Annotated in this window: 17 protein-coding genes and 1 other annotated feature; of the genes, 13 read left to right on the top strand and 4 right to left on the bottom strand. The window is 39.0% G+C overall.

Annotation, left to right across the window (positions count from 1 at the left end):
• Window positions 1-4: 4 nt before the first annotated feature.
• Window positions 5-1,309 carry an HD domain-containing protein gene (locus GOM46_RS04860; protein ID WP_006149979.1) on the bottom strand — a complete coding sequence of 435 codons (1,305 nt, stop codon included), beginning with the start codon at window positions 1,307-1,309 and terminating at the stop codon, window positions 5-7.
• A gap of 72 nt (window positions 1,310-1,381) precedes the next feature.
• Here GOM46_RS04860 and GOM46_RS04855 point away from each other — a divergent pair, with 72 nt between their 5' ends.
• A complete protein-coding gene (locus GOM46_RS04855; RefSeq protein WP_080560886.1) occupies window positions 1,382-1,759 on the top strand; it encodes a DUF1934 domain-containing protein in 378 nt (125 codons plus the stop codon).
• Window positions 1,760-1,783: 24 nt separating this feature from the next.
• Here the strand turns inward: GOM46_RS04855 and GOM46_RS04850 are convergent, their stop codons facing one another.
• Together GOM46_RS04850 and GOM46_RS04845 are read right to left on the bottom strand one after the other, a co-directional pair.
• Window positions 1,784-2,866 (bottom strand): DEAD/DEAH box helicase, encoded by a 1,083-nt coding sequence (locus GOM46_RS04850; RefSeq protein WP_006150021.1) that lies wholly within the window; start codon window positions 2,864-2,866, stop codon window positions 1,784-1,786.
• Window positions 2,863-3,840 (bottom strand): Gfo/Idh/MocA family protein, encoded by a 978-nt coding sequence (locus tag GOM46_RS04845; RefSeq protein WP_006149981.1) that lies wholly within the window; start codon window positions 3,838-3,840, stop codon window positions 2,863-2,865. The genes GOM46_RS04850 and GOM46_RS04845 overlap by 4 nt, the downstream gene beginning before the upstream one ends.
• A gap of 147 nt (window positions 3,841-3,987) precedes the next feature.
• On the opposite strand from GOM46_RS04845, the gene GOM46_RS04840 reads away from it, so the two are divergent.
• The 10 genes from GOM46_RS04840 to sdbB all read left to right on the top strand — a co-directional run bounded on the left by GOM46_RS04840 (window position 3,988) and on the right by sdbB (window position 11,503).
• Window positions 3,988-4,668, top strand: a complete 681-nt coding sequence (locus tag GOM46_RS04840; RefSeq protein WP_006150012.1) for a YoaK family protein — start codon at window positions 3,988-3,990, stop codon at window positions 4,666-4,668.
• 69 nt (window positions 4,669-4,737) lie between these two features.
• Window positions 4,738-4,824 (top strand) — a sequence feature (ribosomal protein L21 leader region).
• A gap of 35 nt (window positions 4,825-4,859) precedes the next feature.
• A complete protein-coding gene (rplU, locus tag GOM46_RS04835; protein WP_003002830.1) occupies window positions 4,860-5,174 on the top strand; it encodes a 50S ribosomal protein L21 in 315 nt (104 codons plus the stop codon).
• 15 nt (window positions 5,175-5,189) lie between these two features.
• Window positions 5,190-5,534, top strand: a complete 345-nt coding sequence (locus tag GOM46_RS04830; RefSeq protein WP_006149980.1) for a ribosomal-processing cysteine protease Prp — start codon at window positions 5,190-5,192, stop codon at window positions 5,532-5,534.
• Window positions 5,535-5,550: 16 nt separating this feature from the next.
• On the top strand, window positions 5,551-5,844 hold the full coding sequence (rpmA, locus tag GOM46_RS04825; protein ID WP_006149998.1) for a 50S ribosomal protein L27: 294 nt from the start codon (window positions 5,551-5,553) through the stop codon (window positions 5,842-5,844).
• A 276-nt stretch (window positions 5,845-6,120) separates the two neighbouring features.
• Entirely contained in the window at window positions 6,121-7,380 is a 1,260-nt protein-coding gene (locus GOM46_RS04820) for a UDP-N-acetylglucosamine 1-carboxyvinyltransferase (protein ID WP_006150481.1), read from the top strand.
• A 16-nt stretch (window positions 7,381-7,396) separates the two neighbouring features.
• Window positions 7,397-7,948, top strand: a complete 552-nt coding sequence (locus tag GOM46_RS04815) for a GNAT family N-acetyltransferase (protein WP_006150472.1) — start codon at window positions 7,397-7,399, stop codon at window positions 7,946-7,948.
• Window positions 7,941-9,218: a CBS-HotDog domain-containing transcription factor SpxR gene (spxR, locus tag GOM46_RS04810; RefSeq protein WP_006150467.1), complete on the top strand. Its 1,278-nt coding sequence runs from the start codon at window positions 7,941-7,943 to the stop codon at window positions 9,216-9,218. Before GOM46_RS04815 ends, spxR begins: the two co-directional genes overlap by 8 nt.
• A gap of 15 nt (window positions 9,219-9,233) precedes the next feature.
• A complete protein-coding gene (locus tag GOM46_RS04805; RefSeq protein WP_006150478.1) occupies window positions 9,234-10,094 on the top strand; it encodes a methionyl aminopeptidase in 861 nt (286 codons plus the stop codon).
• A gap of 125 nt (window positions 10,095-10,219) precedes the next feature.
• Entirely contained in the window at window positions 10,220-10,927 is a 708-nt protein-coding gene (gene ccdA2 / locus GOM46_RS04800) for a thiol-disulfide oxidoreductase-associated membrane protein CcdA2 (RefSeq protein WP_006150450.1), read from the top strand.
• Between the two features lie 12 nt (window positions 10,928-10,939).
• Window positions 10,940-11,503, top strand: a complete 564-nt coding sequence (gene sdbB, locus GOM46_RS04795; RefSeq protein WP_235083297.1) for a thiol-disulfide oxidoreductase-associated lipoprotein SdbB — start codon at window positions 10,940-10,942, stop codon at window positions 11,501-11,503.
• 61 nt (window positions 11,504-11,564) lie between these two features.
• On the opposite strand, the gene GOM46_RS04790 is transcribed toward sdbB, so the two are convergent.
• Window positions 11,565-12,551, bottom strand: coding sequence for an L-lactate dehydrogenase (locus GOM46_RS04790; RefSeq protein ID WP_006150492.1), 987 nt, complete (start codon window positions 12,549-12,551; stop codon window positions 11,565-11,567).
• Window positions 12,552-12,746: 195 nt separating this feature from the next.
• On the opposite strand from GOM46_RS04790, the gene gyrA reads away from it, so the two are divergent.
• Both gyrA and GOM46_RS04780 read left to right on the top strand, forming a co-directional pair.
• Window positions 12,747-15,215 (top strand): DNA gyrase subunit A, encoded by a 2,469-nt coding sequence (gene gyrA, locus GOM46_RS04785; RefSeq protein ID WP_235083296.1) that lies wholly within the window; start codon window positions 12,747-12,749, stop codon window positions 15,213-15,215.
• Window positions 15,215-15,964: a class A sortase gene (locus GOM46_RS04780; protein WP_006150485.1), complete on the top strand. Its 750-nt coding sequence runs from the start codon at window positions 15,215-15,217 to the stop codon at window positions 15,962-15,964. Before gyrA ends, GOM46_RS04780 begins: the two co-directional genes overlap by 1 nt.
• The last annotated feature ends 81 nt before the right edge of the window (window positions 15,965-16,045 follow it).

Here is a 16,045-nt window from a genome sequence, read left to right as displayed (position 1 = left end):
TCTGTTATTTCTTATCTGGAGTAAAATGATCATTCTCAATCAAATGTGAAAATTGTTGAATGGTAGAAGCAAAAATATTGTTTGGATTCAGCATTTCTTTAGGGAAGTAGAAACGGTTGTCACCATGACGACTTCCTGCAAGAGATTGGACGATAGGTGAAAGACTAGAAAGTTCAGCTAACTCTCCATTTTTCTGCACAATCTCAATTTGCGTTCTAGGATTTTCGGACTCTGGTCGGTAAATATCGTATGGAAGGTCAAAATTCTTATGAATAGCAGTGTAGTAGTTGGGATCAAAACCAATTTCCTCTACTAAACCTCGCATGATTTCAAGTTGATTCTGGTCTTCCTGAGAAAAAGTAATAGATTTAAAGACCTTCCGATTGATGAAACGTTGGGAAAGGTCAGCCAAAATCTTGTCCGTACTTGTCATCCAGAGCTGGAAGTAGGTATTCATAACTCCGTCATCTAGTGCTAGATAATCAGACAAGCTAACGTTTTTTTCAAAGAATGGTAGTAAGTGTGGAGAGGTTAGGGCAAAGAAGTTCTTATTTTCAGGATAGAGTTCTTTGGCACGTTTGAGAAGATTTTGCAAAAGGACTTCCATTGCCCGTGTAGCTGGGTGGAAATACACCTGCATATACATCTGGTAACGGCTGAGGACATAATCCTCTATAGCATGCATTCCATTACGCTGAAAGGCGATACCATTTTCAACAGGGCGAATGACACGAAGAATCCGTGTTAAATCAAACTGGCCATAAAATGCACCAGTGAAGTAGGAGTCACGAAGGAGATAGTCCATGCGGTCCGCATCGATCTGACTAGAAATCAGCTGAACCACCTGTTTGTTGGGATAAGTGTGGTCGATAACGCTAGCAACCTTTTTAGGAAAATCTGGTGCGACCTGCAAAAGAACCTGGTGAATCTCTGTCTCAGGGCTTTGGATTATTTCCTGAGTAATTGCCTCATGGTCAGTATCAAAGAGATTTTCGAAAGTATGAGAGTAAGCACCATGTCCAAGGTCGTGGAGAAGCGCTGCGGTCATGGTCAAGAGAGACTCATTGGAATCCCATTCTTCAGGGTATTTTTCTTCGAAAATTTCAGTGATTTGACGGGCAATTTCATAGACGCCCAAACAGTGAGAAAAACGACTATGCTCTCCACCATGGAAGGTATAGCTAGATGTCCCTAACTGTTTGATACGACGGAGCCGTTGAAATTCTTTGGTATTGATCAGGTCATAAATGACTTGATTGTTAACGTGGATATAGTTGTGAACAGGGTCACGAAATACTTTTTCATTCATAAGACCATTATAGCAAATTCCGTGGTTTTTTGGTAGAATAGTAGGGATAAGTGAGAAGAAAGAGGAACTCTTGTGAAGATTAGAATGAGAAATACTATCCAGTTCGATGAACAATTGGAAGTAATCGACCAACTTTATGATGTAGAACTACGTGAAAAGGGGGATTTTTCTTATCTCCTTTTCTACAATGAAGAGCAAGAAAAAGTTGTGATTAAGTTTCAAGAAGAAGAGCTCGTCATGACGCGCTTCTCAAATCCCAAGACTATCATGCGTTTTCTGAAGGATTCCGATAGTTTGGCTTATATTCCAACACCCATGGGAATGCAGGAGTTTATCATTCAAACTAGGCACTATGAAGTTGGTGATGAGAAGATTGAACTAGCCTATCAGTTGCAAAACAAAGAAGGAGTTCCATTTGCGGACTACCGTTTAGAAATTACATGGGGATAAGAAAAAGGTTGGCAAAAGCCAACCTTATTTGATATAGAGTTCTTGATTTTTTAAGACGATCTCCCGTACACTTGCAAATTTCTTCAGTTTTTTGAGGTCTTCTGGATGTGTCACGAGGGTAATAACATAGCCTTCTTTGCCCATACGTCCAGTACGTCCAGCGCGGTGAGTGTAAGTTTCCATATCTCTTGGGACATCAAAGTTAACTACGCATTCAAGGCTATCAATGTCGATACCACGAGCTAGAAGGTCTGTCGCAAGAAGTAGTGTTAGTTGCTTATCTTTGAACTTTTCTAGGATAACTTTTCTAAATTTAACGTTGACATCACTCGCAAGAGAAATAGCTAAAATATCACGATATTGTAATTTTTCCTCCGCGCTTCCAAGGTCTGACAAGCTATTAAAGAAGACAAGACCACGGAAATCTTCAACATGTGCCAGTTTACGAAGCATATCAACTCTGTGACGTTGGTCTACTTGCATGTAGAAGTGTTGGATGTTGTCTAACTTTTGATCCGAAAGGTCAATGGTGCGCGTGTTAGCTGCAATCTTATCTTGATCAAACTTGGTAGTGGCACTCATATAGATGAGTTGGTGGTCACGAGGTGCGTAATGGGTAATTTTCTCAACAAAATGAATCTGAGAATCATCTAGCAGCTGGTCGAATTCATCCAGAATGATGGTTTCTACATTCATCATCTTGATTTTTTTCAATTTGATGAGTTCAAAGATTCGACCAGGAGTTCCAATCAAGATTTCTGGTCCCTTTTTCAGACGTTCAATCTGACGTTTTTGGCTAGAACCAGATAGAAATAGCTGAGCCGTTAGACCAATGGCCTCACCCCATGTTTTAGTTACTTCAAAAATCTGTCCAGCCAGTTCAGTGTTAGGAGCTAAAATCAAAAGTTGCTGCGCTTTTTTCTTTTGGAGTTTTAAAAGACTCGGGAGTAGGTATGCTATGGTTTTTCCCGTTCCGGTTGGACTGACTCCAAGGAGTGATTCTCCTTCTAAAATAGGATTAAATAGTTGTTCTTGAATGGGAGTGAATTCTTGGAAACCTAGTTGGTCAATCAATTTTTGCCATTCGTTTGGTAGTTTCGTTTTCATTTTTCTGCCTCAAATCTAATGCCAGCATCTTGTCGCATGGTATAAAGAACTTGATGAACATCAGTTGCATCGGTGAGCCATTGCTGATAGAGAGTCTGGTCTGGGTGGTTAATCATATGTGCAAAAGTAGCGACTTCCTCTGTCATAGTGTGAGGTGCCTGCTGGATAGGAAGTTGAAGTTCCTTTCCTTTATGGTCTATAAAAACAGCTGATTGAATATGCTCGATTGTATTGAGAGTCAAGGTGCCGTCAGTCGTATAAATCTCGCAAGGAAGATTAGAAGTGATATTCTTTCCTGCTTTGATATGAACTTGATAATCAGGATAGGAGAGGATACCGTCTCCGTTTAGATCAATACTGTTGTCTAGTTGCTGAGCTTGATAGGTTGCACGAGTTGGATTTCCAAATAAGTGAATAGCAGCATAGAGTGGGTAAATTCCTAAATCCATGAGAGCACCACCAGCAAAACGGTTTGAGAAAACGTTAGGAGTATTGCCAGCAAGGAGTTCAGGCATCTTAGATGAATATTTAGCATAGTTAAAGTCTGCTCCTAAAACATGTTTGTCTGCAAGAAAGTCTTTAATTGTAGCGAAAGCCTCTTCGTGGTAGTTTCGTGCCGCTTCAAAGATAAACCGTTGATTTTTCTGAGCTGTTTGCAATAAATCTTTCCATTCCTTTGGCTGAGTCACAGCTGGTTTTTCAAGGATGACATGTTTTCCAGCAACTAAGGCAATTTTAGCCTGACTAAAGTGTAGGGAATTTGGACTAGCAATATAGACGACATCAAAAGGGTGTTTGAAAAAATCTTCTAACTGGTCAAATAATGTTACATCTTGATAGTGAGAAGCAAACTTTTCTGCAGTTTCAATTTTTCTTGAATAGACTGCAACTAGTTGGTATTCTCCACTAGTATGGGCTGCATCGATAAAATGATGGCTGATTGCGCCAGTTCCGATTATACCTAGTTTTAGCATGGAAACTCCTTTTTCTGTCAGTAATAATTGATTTCATTATATCATAGAAAGAGTCAACTAGCTTAAGATAGGTAATTCTTTTGTTTTGAAGCTTCGAATTTCCATGAAAAAATGGTACAATAGAGATAGTAAAACTAGGAGTTTAGTATGAGATTATTACCTATGAGAAAAATTTCTCGTCATTCAAAAAGATTGGCGCTTTTTTTGACTTTCTGTGCAGGTTATGTGGATGCCTATACGTTTATTGTAAGGGGGAATACCTTGGTTGCTGGACAAACGGGAAATGTTGTATTTCTTTCCGTTGGACTCATTCAAGATAATGTATCAGATGCAAGTACAAAAGTCATGACCTTGCTTTCTTTCATGATGGGTGTCTTTTTGCTGACAGTCTATAAGGAAAAATTACGTGTGGTAAAAAAACCAATCTTATCGCTGTTCCCGCTTGCTATTTTGTCCTTGATTATAGGCTTTGTTCCCTTAACGGTTGACAATATCTACATTGTTCCTCCCCTTGCTTTTTGTATGGGACTAGTGACAACAGCCTTTGGTCAGGTTTCTGGCATTGCCTATAACAATGCGTTTATGACAGGAAATATCAAACGCACTATGTTGGCTTTCGGGGAATACGTGCGGACCAAACATACTCCGTTTTTATTTGAGGGGCTGATCTTTGTGAGTCTGCTTAGTAGTTTTGTCTTTGGGGTAGTTTTTTCAGCTTACTTGACAATTTTTTTCACTGAAAAGACCATATTAGGTCTGCCAATCATGATGAGCGTTTTTTATCTGAGTATGCTTTTATCTTCTTTTCGAAAAAAGAATGAGAAATAGTATCATTTTGAGTGAAAATACTTGTCAAAAAATTAGAAACATGTTATACTTTTAGAGTTGACTATGCACATTCCTGTGCAACCGCACGAACATCGTTGCTTGATTTTCAAGTATAAGTGGTTCGTCCCACGATGCTAGGCGAGTCTTCACAAAAATACGGGGAAACCCATAAAAATCATAGGAGGTGCATGATGAGCACATACGCAATTATCAAAACTGGCGGAAAACAAGTTAAAGTTGAAGTTGGTCAAGCTATCTACGTTGAAAAATTGAACGTTGAAGCTGGTCAAGAAGTTACTTTTAACGAAGTTGTTCTTGTTGGTGGTGAAAACACTGTTGTTGGAACTCCACTTGTTTCTGGAGCTACTGTTGTTGGAACTGTTGAAAAACAAGGAAAACAAAAGAAAGTTGTTACTTACAAGTACAAACCTAAAAAAGGTAGCCATCGTAAACAAGGTCACCGTCAACCATATACAAAAGTTGTCATCAACGCAATCAACGCTTAATTTTAAGGAGAACACATGATACAAGCAGTCTTTGAGAGAGCCGAAGATGGCGAGCTGAGGAGTGCGGAGATTACTGGACACGCCGAGAGTGGCGAATACGGCCTAGATGTCGTGTGTGCATCGGTTTCTACGCTTGCCATAAACTTTATCAATTCCATTGAGAAATTTGCAGGCTACGAACCAATCTTAGAATTAAACGAAGATGAAGGTGGTTATCTGATGGTTGAAATTCCAACTGATCTTCCTTCACACCAGAGAGAAATGACGCAGTTATTCTTCGAATCATTTTTCTTAGGTATGGCAAACTTATCGGAGAACTCTTCTGAGTTCGTCCAAACCAGAGTTATCACAGAAAACTAACACGGAGGAAAACATTATGTTAAAAATGACTCTTAGCAACTTGCAACTTTTCGCCCACAAAAAAGGTGGAGGTTCTACATCAAACGGACGCGATTCACAAGCTAAACGTCTTGGAGCTAAAGCAGCTGACGGACAAACTGTAACAGGTGGATCAATCCTTTACCGTCAACGTGGTACACACATCTATCCAGGTGTAAACGTTGGTCGTGGTGGAGACGATACTTTGTTCGCTAAAGTTGAAGGCGTAGTACGCTTTGAACGTAAAGGTCGCGATAAAAAACAAGTTTCTGTTTACCCAATCGCAAAATAAAAGGGTTCAGTGAACCTTTTTATCCCGAGCCTTGAAATAAAAGGGCGAGGATGCTGAAAGTAGCATTAAATAAGGCTTTCCGAGATATTCGGGAAGCTTTTTTTATAAATAAAAAGCAGTGATAGACGAACTGATAAAATTTAACCTAAAACTAGTAGAAATTACTTGAGAGGTTAGCAATATATTTCATTTATATTGATAGATAATAAGAAAGAAATATGGTATAATATAGGGTGAGACCTTATGAATAAATAGTGAAAGAGTATATAGTAACTAATGAAAAAAATTGTCATTAACGGTGGCCGTCCTTTAAAGGGTGAGTTAACCATTAGCGGAGCAAAAAATAGTGTGGTAGCTCTGATTCCGGCTATTATTTTGTCTGATGATGTTGTTATCTTGGACTGTGTACCAGACATCTCAGACGTAGCCAGTTTAATTGAAATTATGGAAATCATGGGAGCTAGTGTTAAGCGCTATGATGACGTTTTAGAAATTGATCCTCGTGGTGTTCAAAATAAACCAATGCCATATGGTAAGATTAATAGTCTTCGCGCATCCTATTATTTCTACGGTAGTCTTCTTGGACGTTTCGGTGAAGCAACAGTTGGTTTACCTGGTGGATGTGACTTGGGTCCTCGTCCGATTGATTTGCACTTAAAAGCCTTTGAAGCTATGGGAGCAAAGACAACATACGAGGGAGATAATATGAATCTCTCAACTAATGGTTCAAAGTTACAGGGGGCTAGTATTTATATGGATACTGTCAGTGTCGGAGCAACCATTAATACAATGCTTGCAGCAGTAAAGGCTCAAGGGCGTACAGTTATTGAAAATGCTGCTCGAGAGCCTGAAATTATTGATGTGGCTACTTTGTTAAATAATATGGGAGGTCATATTCGTGGTGCTGGTACGGATATGATTATTATTGATGGTGTTGAATCCCTTCACGGCACACGACATCAAGTTATTCCAGACCGTATTGAAGCTGGTACTTATATCTCAATGGCTGCTGCAGTTGGTCAAGGAATTCGCATCAATAATGTACTCTATGAGCATTTAGAAGCCTTTATTGCTAAACTTGAAGAAATGGGTGTTCATATGACTGTTTCAGAAGACAGTATCTTCGTCGAAGAGCAAACAAATCTTAAGGCTGTTAATATCAAGACAGCTCCATATCCTGGATTTGCAACGGACCTCCAACAGCCAATTACACCATTGCTATTAAAAGCAGAAGGACGTGGGACACTGATTGATACCATATATGAAAAACGCGTTAACCATGTCTTTGAATTAGCAAAAATGAACGCTGAAATTTCAACTACTAATGATCACATTATCTATAAAGGTGGGAATCCTTTACATGGTGCAAGCGTAAGAGCTACAGACTTGCGTGCAGGTGCAGCTTTGGTTATTGCTGGTCTAATGGCTGAAGGTAGAACAGAGATTACAAGTGTTGAGTTTATTTTGCGAGGATACTCAAATATCATTGAGAAATTACGTAAGCTTGGAGCAGATATTGAGCTGATTGAAGATTAGCAATTTGAGGATAAGAATGAATATCTGGACAAAATTAGCAATGTTTTCTTTTTATGAGACGGAACGTTTGTATTTCCGTCCATTCTTTTTTACAGATGTTGATGACTTTCATGAGTTGGCATCAAACCCTGAAAATCTTCAATTTATTTTTCCTACGCAAGCTAGTATTGAAGAAAGTCAATATGCGCTTGCTAACTACTTTATGAAATCACCTTTGGGTATTTGGGCCATTTGTGATAAAAAAACAGAAAAATTGATTGGAGCAATCAAGTTTGAAAAGTTGGATGAAATTAGGAAAGAAGCAGAGATTGGCTATTTTTTAAGGAAAGATTTTTGGTCTCAGGGGTATATGACTGAAGCAGTCACCAAATTGAGGGATTTATCCATGACCGAATTCGACATAAAGCAATTATTGATTGTGACGCATCTGGAAAATACTGCCAGCCAAAAGGTTGCACAAAAATCAGGCTTTGTTTTATCACGTCGTTTCAAAGGTAGTGATCGCTATACTCGTAAGATGCGAGATTATCTAGAATTTCGCTATACAAAAGGGGAACTAAATGAGTAAACACCAAGAAATATTAGCCTACTTGGAAGAATTACCAGTTGGAAAACGGGTCAGTGTTCGAAGTATATCCAATCGTTTGGGAGTTAGTGATGGTACGGCTTATCGTGCTATCAAAGAGGCTGAAAATAGAGGTTTAGTAGAAACACGGCCTCGGAGTGGGACTGTTCGTGTCAAATCAAAAAAAGTTGCCATTGAGAAACTCACTTTCGCGGAAATTGCAGAAGTCACTGGTTCAGAAGTTTTAGCTGGTCAAGCTGGTTTGGACAGAGAATTTAGTAAATTTTCCATCGGAGCGATGACTGAGAAGAATATCCTTTCTTACCTTCATGATGGTGGGCTAGTCATTGTCGGTGACCGAATACGCATCCAGTTGTTGGCACTAGAAAACGAAAATGCTGTCTTGGTCACAGGTGGATTTGAAGTTCATAAAGATGTTTTGAACGCAGCTGATAAGAAGAATATTCCAGTATTACGAAGCAAGCATGATACATTTACAATTGCGACGATGATTAACCGTGCTTTGTCAAATGTTCAAATCAAAACTGATATTTTAACAGTTGAAAAGATTTATCGTACTAGTCATGAATATGGATTTCTACAGGAAACGGATACTGTCAAAGATTATCTAGATTTGGTTCGAAAGAATAGGACCAGTCGTTTCCCTGTCATCAATCAACACCAGGTTGTCGTTGGGGTAGTTACCATGCGTGATGCTGGAGATAAATCTCCTGGAACGACCATTGATAAGGTCATGACAAGAACAGTCTACATGACAGGTTTAGCAACGAATGTTGCTAACGTTAGCCAGAGAATGATTGCTGAAGACTTTGAAATGGTACCCGTTGTTCGTAGCAATCAAACTTTGCTAGGTGTCATTACTAGACGCGATGTCATGGAAAAAATGAGTCGCTCTCAGGTATCGGCTCTACCAACATTTTCAGAGCAGATTGGCCAGAAATTATCTTATCATCATGATGAAGTTGTCATTACAGTTGAACCCTTTATGCTTGAAAAGAATGGTGTCCTTGCAAATGGAGTTCTTGCAGAAATATTGACCCATATGACTCAGGATTTGGTCGTTAATAGTGGGCGTAACCTGATCATTGAGCAGATGTTGATTTACTTCTTACAGGCTGTTCAGATTGATGATGTTCTACGTATTCAAGCTAGAATTATTCACCATACGAGACGATCGGCTATTATTGATTATGACATTTATCTCAATCATCAAATTGTATCAAAAGCAAATGTTACTGTAAAAATTAATTAGAATCTAGGAGAGAACATGATTACATTAAAATCAGCTAGAGAGATTGAAGCTATGGACAAGGCTGGTGATTTTCTTGCAAGCATCCATATTGGCTTGCGCGATATCATCAAACCAGGTGTAGATATGTGGGAAGTAGAAGAATATGTGCGCCGTCGTTGTAAAGAAGAAAATTTCCTTCCTTTACAAATTGGTGTTGATGGGGCAATTATGGATTATCCTTATGCAACATGCTGCTCACTCAATGACGAAGTAGCTCATGCTTTTCCTCGCCACTATATTTTAAAAGAAGGTGATTTGCTGAAGGTTGATATGGTCCTTGGTGGGCCAATCGCTAAGTCTGACCTCAATGTTTCTAAACTCAATTTTAACAACGTTGAGCAGATGAAAAAATATACTCAAAACTTTACAGGTGGATTGGCTGATTCTTGTTGGGCATACGCTGTTGGCAAACCGTCAGAAGAAGTTAAAAACTTAATGGACGTGACCAAAGAAGCTATGTACATCGGTATTGAAAAAGCTGTTGTAGGAAACCGTATTGGTGATATTGGAGCTGCCATTCAGGAATATGCTGAAAATCGTGGTTATGGTGTTGTACGTGATCTTGTAGGACACGGTGTTGGCCCAACCATGCATGAAGAGCCAATGGTTCCTAACTATGGTATCGCAGGTCGTGGTCTCCGCCTTCGTGAAGGCATGGTCTTAACCATTGAGCCTATGATCAATACAGGTGATTGGGAAATCGATACAGATATGAAAACAGGATGGGCACATAAAACGATTGACGGTGGTCTATCTTGTCAGTACGAGCATCAGTTTGTTATTACTAAAGATGGACCTGTAATCTTGACAAGTCAAGGTGAAGAGGGAACTTATTAATCAAAAAGGAGCTGAGCTCCTTTTTTGATTCTTTCAAGTTGAAATTAAATTTGCGTAGCAGATATCTTACAAACGTTTTCTTTTATAGTAAAATAAAATATAACAAAATGAAAGTAGGTTCTTAATTGGAAAGTATTTTATTTTTTATCTCTGTATTTTTAGCTGGGGTTTTATCATTCTTTTCTCCTTGTATCTTTCCCCTGCTACCAGTATATGCAGGTGTTCTATTAGATGATCAAGAGGAGTCAAAGACATTTCGTTTTTTAGGTAAAGAGGTTGCCTGGTCAGGATTAATTCGGACACTCTGTTTTATTGCAGGTATCTCTTTGATTTTCTTTATTCTAGGGTTTGGAGCAGGATTTCTAGGTAACTTACTCTATGCTGATTGGTTCCGTTATGTCATGGGAGTCATTATTATCATATTAGGGTTGCATCAGATGGAAATCCTTCATCTACGTAAATTAGAGTTCCAAAAAACAGTAACATTTAATCAAAAACAGTCTAGTAAATATCTGTCGGCCTTTTTACTTGGTATTAGCTTTAGTTTTGGCTGGACTCCATGTATTGGTCCAGTTTTAAGTTCTGTTTTAGCACTGGCTGCCTCAGGAGGAAATGGAGCTCTTCAGGGTGCCTTATTAACCCTTATCTATACTCTCGGAATGGCGCTTCCATTTTTAGTTCTGGCCTTGGCATCAGGACTTGTCATGCCCTATTTTAGTAAAATCAAATCTCACCTCCTCTTATTGAAGAGAATTGGTGGTTTACTGATTATCCTTATGGGAATTTTATTAATGTTGGGACAATTAAATATCTTATCTGGAATATTAGGATAAAAGGAGTTATCTATGAAAAAAATTATCTATTTTGGACTTAGTTTCCTATCTATCTTTCTTTTGATTGCTTGTGGCAAAGAAGAAAAAAAATCAAGTCAAGAAACTCAAACGACTCAAACACAGCAGCAAGCAACTGTAAAACAAGTTGCTGTAGGAGTCGAAGCACCAGATTTCACCCTCCAATCGATGGATGGAAAAGAAGTCAAATTATCTGATTATAAAGGTAAAAAAGTTTATCTTAAATTTTGGGCTTCTTGGTGCGGACCTTGTAAAAAGAGTATGCCAGAATTGATGGAACTAGCCGCAAAAGAAGATCGTGATTTCGAAATATTATCTGTTATTGCACCAGGCCTTCAAGGTGAAAAAACTGTAGATCAATTTCCAAAGTGGTTTGAGGACCAAGGCTATAAAGACATTCCCGTTTTATATGATACAAAAGGATCTGTTTTTCAAGCCTATCAAATTCGTAGTATCCCTACAGAGTATTTAATTGATTCACAGGGTAAAATTGCTAAGATTCAATTAGGGGCAATTAGTAACGCAGATGCTGAAGCAGCTTTTGCTCAAATGAATTAGAGTTAAAAAAGAAATGTCTAGACAAAATTGTCTAGACATTTCTTTTTTAACTTTAATATAATTAGTTTTTAGAAGCAGCTTGGAATTCTGGATTTTTCCATGCTTCATCTATAATTTCTTGTAATTCACGAGCAGATGCTTGCATTTTTTGAAGTTCAGCATCGTTCAATGGGATGTTCACTGGACGAACGATACCGTGAGCACCAACGATAGCTGGTTGACCGATAAAGACGTTTTCAACACCGTATTGGCCTTCTTGGAATACTGAAAGTGGAAGAACAGAATTTTCATCATCCAGAATAGCTTTTGTGATACGAGCAAGAGCTACCGCGATACCGTAGTATGTTGCACCTTTTTTGTTGATGATTGAGTAAGCAGCATCACGAACTGAGATGAAGAGTTCTACAAGGTCAGCTTCATCCAAGTCACGGTTAGCTTGCAACCATTGTTCCAATTTTACACCGGCAACGTTAGCGTGTGACCAAACGGCAAACTCAGAGTCACCGTGTTCACCCATGATGTAAGCGTGAACTGAACGTGCATCAACACCGATTTTTTCAGCAAGAGCTTGACGGAAACGAGCTGAGTCAAGTGAAGTACCTGAACCAATAACACGTTCTTTAGGGAAGCCTGAGAATTTCCAAGTTGAGTAAGTCAAAACATCAACTGGGTTAGCTGCGACAAGGAAGATACCGTCGAAACCAGATGCAACAACTTGTTCAACGATTGATTTGTTGATAGCAAGGTTTTTACCAACAAGGTCAAGACGAGTTTCACCTGGTTTTTGTGGAGCACCAGCAGTGATAACTACAAGGTCAGCGTCTGCACAGTCTTCATACTTAGCTGCGTAGATTTTCTTAGGTGAAGTAAAAGCAAGCGCGTGGCTAAGGTCTTCTGCATCACCAACTGCTTTTTCAAACAATTGAGGAATTTCAATGATACCAAGTTCTTGGGCAATTCCTTGGTTAACAAGAGCGAAAGCGTAAGATGAACCTACGGCACCGTCACCAACGAGGATAACTTTTTTGTGTTGTTTAGTTGCTGTCATTAGTCTAAACATCTCCTTTGTTTTTTTAAGGGTAATACCCTGTTTGATTTCATTCTATCACTTTTGCTAAGTTTTGTCACGGATATACCTTCGGGATAAATATGTAAACGTTTTAGACGTGTTGTTAGACTGTAAAATAGTCCAAACTATGGTATAATATATCTAGTTACTAATAGTGAAATGAGGCATTTTTTAATGCAAGATAAAAATCTAGTGAATGTCAATCTGACAAAGGAGATGAAGACTAGCTTTATCGACTACGCCATGAGTGTAATCGTATCGCGTGCTCTTCCTGATGTTCGTGATGGGTTGAAACCTGTTCATCGTCGTATTTTGTATGGAATGAATGAATTAGGAGTTACGCCTGATAAACCTCATAAGAAATCTGCCCGTATTACAGGGGACGTCATGGGTAAATACCACCCACACGGAGACTCATCTATCTACGAAGCTATGGTTCGTATGGCTCAATGGTGGAGCTACCGCTACATGCTTGTAGATGGGCACGGTAACTTTGGTTCTATGGACGGTGATGGCGCTGCCGCGCAACGTTATACTGAAGCACGTATGAGTAAGATTGCTCTTGAAATGCTTCGCGATATCAATAAAAATACCGTTGACTTTGTTGATAACTATGATGCTAATGAACGAGAACCTGTTGTTTTACCAGCTCGTTTTCCAAATCTTTTGGTTAATGGTGCCACAGGTATTGCCGTTGGTATGGCGACCAATATTCCGCCACATAACTTGGGTGAAACCATCGATGCTGTTAAGTTGGTGATGGATAATCCAGAAGTCACAACCAAAGAATTGATGGAAGTTCTTCCTGGTCCAGACTTCCCAACTGGTGCCCTTGTTATGGGGAAATCAGGTATTCATAAGGCATATGAAACAGGGAAAGGTTCTATTGTTCTTCGTTCTCGTACAGAAATCGAAGAAACGAAAACAGGTCGCGAACGAATCGTTGTTACAGAATTTCCATATATGGTTAACAAGACTAAAGTGCATGAACACATTGTACGTTTAGTTCAAGAAAAACGTATTGAAGGAATTACAGCTGTACGTGATGAGTCAAACCGAGAAGGTGTACGTTTCATCATTGAAGTGAAGCGTGATGCGTCAGCCAATGTCATCTTGAACAACTTGTTCAAGATGACTCAGATGCAAACTAGCTTTGGTTTTAATATGTTGGCTATCCAAAATGGTGTTCCAAAGATTCTCTCTCTTCGTCAAATCTTAGATGCCTATATTGAGCACCAAAAAGAAGTGGTGACTCGTCGTACTCAATTTGATAAAGAGAAAGCCGAAGCACGTGCACATATCTTGGAAGGTCTGCTGATTGCACTGGATCATATTGACGAAGTCATTCGTATCATCCGCGCTAGTGAAACCGATGAAGAAGCTCAAGCAGAGTTGATGAGCAAGTTTAAGCTTTCTGAACGTCAAAGTCAAGCTATCCTTGACATGCGCCTCCGTCGTCTGACAGGTTTAGAACGTGATAAGATTCAGTCAGAGTATGACGAATTGATTGCCTTGATTGCTGATTTGGCAGATATTCTTGCTAAGCCAGAACGTGTTGCTCAAATCATCAAAGAAGAATTGGATGAAGTCAAACGCAAGTTTGGAGATAAACGTCGTACGGAGTTGATGGTCGGTGAAGTCTTGACACTTGAAGATGAAGATTTGATTGAAGAGTCTGATGTTCTCATCACTCTATCAAACAAAGGGTATATTAAACGTTTGGACCAAGATGAGTTCACCGCTCAAAAACGTGGTGGACGAGGTGTTCAAGGTACTGGTGTTAAGGATGATGATTTTGTTCGTGAGTTAGTTTCCACAAGTACTCATGATCACTTACTCTTCTTTACAAATAAAGGACGTGTCTATCGACTTAAGGGATATGAAATCCCTGAGTATGGACGTACAGCCAAAGGTTTGCCTGTTGTTAACCTTTTGAAACTAGATGAAGGTGAGAGTATCCAAACCATCATCAACGTAGAATCAGAACGTAGTGATGATGCTTACCTCTTCTTTACAACACGTGCAGGTATCGTTAAGAGAACGAGTGTAAAAGAATTCGCAAATATTCGTCAAAATGGTCTCAAAGCCTTGAATTTGAAAGATGAGGACGAATTGATTAATGTCTTACTAACTGAAAAAGATACCGATATCATCATCGGAACCAAATTAGGTTATGCTGTTCGTTTCAATCAGTCTTCGGTTCGTAGCATGAGCCGTAGCGCCACAGGTGTTAAAGGGGTTAACCTTCGTGAAGGGGATGCTGTGGTTGGAGCGAGAGTGATTACTGACCAAGATGAAGTCCTTATCATTACTGAAAAAGGATACGGTAAGCGTACAGTTGCTACTGAATATCCAACAAAGGGCCGTGCTGGTAAAGGGATGAAAACCGCTAATATTACTGATAAAAACGGTCGACTTGCCGGCCTACTCACAGTAAAAGGTGACGAAGACTTGATGGTCATCACAGATACCGGTGTGATGATTCGAACAAATGTTGCCAATATTTCACAAACTGGACGCTCTACTATGGGAGTAAAAGTAATGCGTCTGGATGAAAATGCTAAGATTGTAACCTCTACAACAGTTGCAGCAGCAGAGAAGGAAGAAGTTGAGGCAAAAAACGAAACAGAAAGTGAAGAATAATGTCTCAAAAAAGAAGAAAAAGTAAAAAGAATAAGCGTAAGAATCTGCTGATTAATATTTTGGCTGGCTTTCTAATTCTTTTGTCTCTAGCCTTGATTTTTAATTCGAAGATACGTGATATTTTTATGATTTTAAATACTAATAAGTATCAGGTTAGTCAAGTAACGAAGGAAAATATTGAGAAGAATCAAGAAACAGAAGGAAATTTTGACTTTAACTCTGTCAAAGCACTTTCATCAGAGGCAGTACTTTCTGCTCAATGGAATTCTCAGCAACTCCCGGTTATTGGAGGAATTGCTATTCCAGAACTTGAAATGAATCTACCAATATTTAAGGGACTCGATAACGTCAACCTTTTTTATGGTGCTGGTACAATGAAAGCTAATCAAGTAATGGGAGAAGGAAACTATTCTCTAGCTAGTCACCGTATATTTACTGGTAATAATGCAGACAAGAAATTATTTTCACCTCTAGCTCGTGCTAAGAAAGGGATGAAAATTTATCTTACTGATAAAGAAAAAGTCTATACGTATGAGATAGATGAAGTTAAAATTGTTACTCCTGACCGAGTAGATTTAATTGAGGATCGTGAGGGGATTAATGAAATTACCCTAGTGACCTGTGAAGATGCTAATGCGGCTGAAAGAATTATTGTTAAAGGAAATTGGACTGAGACAAAATCTTATTCAGATACTCCATCAAATATTTTAGATGCTTTTAATAAACCATATAAACAATTTTATGAATAGTAGAAGAGGTTGGGACAAAAGAACCCGACCTCATTTTTATTAGCAATCAAACTTTGACGCGGTAGCTGATTGAACTTTTTG

It is taken from the genome of Streptococcus infantis, assembly GCF_021497965.1.
Classification (GTDB): domain Bacteria; phylum Bacillota; class Bacilli; order Lactobacillales; family Streptococcaceae; genus Streptococcus; species Streptococcus infantis_B.
Note: the sequence above shows the minus strand (reverse complement) of the source record. Positions and strands in the feature narration are given on the sequence as shown.